The sequence below is a fragment of the Streptomyces katrae genome (genome assembly GCF_000966975.1).
GTDB classification, from domain to species: domain Bacteria; phylum Actinomycetota; class Actinomycetes; order Streptomycetales; family Streptomycetaceae; genus Streptomyces; species Streptomyces katrae.
The window spans coordinates 1-1,670 of sequence record NZ_JZWV01001145.1; the positions used below are offsets into that span (position 1 = coordinate 1).

Consider the following 1,670-nt stretch of genomic DNA (forward strand, 5'->3'; position numbering starts at 1 on the left):
ACCCTCAGCGGCGCCCGCCCCTCCCTGCCCGGCTACGTCGCGCAGCTCTGGGCCCGCCGCCACTTCGTGATCGCGTACGCCACCGCCCGGATGCAGGCCACGTACAGCACGGCCAAGCTCGGCCAGGTCTGGCACCTGATGACGCCGCTGCTCAACGCGGCCGTCTACTACTTCATCTTCGGGATGGTCATGCACGCCAGCCACGGCGTGCCCGACTACCTGCCGTTCCTGATCACCGGCGTCTTCGTCTGGGACTTCATCGGCAGCTCGATCAACACCGGCACCCGTGCCGTCCACAGCAACCTCGGCCTGGTCCGCGCCCTGCACTTCCCGCGCGCCAGCCTCCCCCTGTCCTCGGTGGTCCAGCTCTTCCAGCAGTTGCTGGTCACCATGGGCGCCCTGGTCATCCTGCTGCTGGCCTTCGGCCAGATGCCGTCCCCGTCCTGGCTGCTCGCCGCCCCGGCGCTCTTCCTGATGGCCGTCTTCTGCTCGGGCTGCGCCATGGTCATGGCCCGCATCGGCAGCAAGAACCCCGACGTCAGCCAGCTGATGCCGTTCGTCCTGCGCACCTGGATGTACTCGTCGGGCGTCATGTGGTCCATCGACGCCATGCTGCGGTCGGACCACCTGCCGCACTGGGTCACGATGATGCTCAAGCTCAACCCCGCGGCCGTCTACATCGACCTGATGCGCTTCGCGCTGATCGACAGCTTCAAGGCCTCGCAGCTCCCCGACCACGTCTGGCTGATCGCCATCGGCTGGGCCCTGCTCGCCGGCGTCGGCGGATTCGTCTACTTCTGGAAGGCAGAGGAGGAGTACGGCCGTGGCTGACACCCTCACCCGCACCGCTACCGCCCCCGGCGGGACCGCCCCCGACACCCGCGTCCCGACCGTCATCGCCGACGAGGTGCACGTCGTCTACAAGGTGCACGCCGGCGGCCGCAAGGGGGGCGCCACCGCCGCCCTCAGCCGCATCTTCTCCCGCAAGCCCGCCCCCGGCGTCCGCGAGGTCCACGCCGTCCGCGGAGTCAGCTTCACCGCCTACAAGGGCGAGGCCATCGGCCTCATCGGCACCAACGGCTCCGGCAAGTCCACCCTCCTCAAGGCCATCGCCGGCCTCCAGCCGGTGGCCCGCGGCGCGGTCTACTCGCACGGCCAGCCCTCCCTCCTCGGAGTGAACGCCGCCCTGATGAACGACCTCACCGGCGAACGGAACGTGGTCCTCGGCGGGCTGGCGATGGGCATGACCAAGCAGCAGATCCGCGAGCGCTACCAGGACATCGTCGACTTCTCCGGCATCAACGAGAAGGGCGACTTCATCTCCCTGCCCATGCGGACCTACTCCTCCGGCATGGGCGCCCGGCTGCGGTTCTCCATCGCCGCCGCCAAGGACCACGACGTCCTGATGATCGACGAGGCCCTCGCCACCGGCGACGCCGCCTTCCAGCGCCGCAGCCAGGCCCGCATCGAGGAACTCCGCGCCCGGGCCGGCACCGTCTTCCTCGTCAGCCACTCCATCGGCACCGTCCGCGAGACCTGCGACCGGGCGATCTGGCTGGAGTCGGGCGTCGTCCGCATGGACGGCCCCTCCAAGGAGGTCTGCGACGCCTACGAGGCGTTCACCTCGGGCAAATGACATGAAACGGGCCGGGCCCGGAACCCCTTCGAGG

2 protein-coding genes are annotated in these 1,670 nt (G+C 69.5%); both read left to right on the forward strand.

Annotated elements, in window-relative coordinates; translation table 11 throughout:
• The coding region (locus VR44_RS33900; protein WP_052713958.1) for an ABC transporter permease at positions 1–831 on the forward strand (831 nt) is incomplete at its 5' end.
• Positions 824–1,636 carry an ABC transporter ATP-binding protein gene (locus VR44_RS33905; protein WP_045951480.1) on the forward strand — a complete coding sequence of 271 codons (813 nt, stop codon included), beginning with the start codon at positions 824–826 and terminating at the stop codon, positions 1,634–1,636. The genes VR44_RS33900 and VR44_RS33905, both read left to right, overlap by 8 nt.
• Positions 1,637–1,670: the final 34 nt, after the last annotated feature.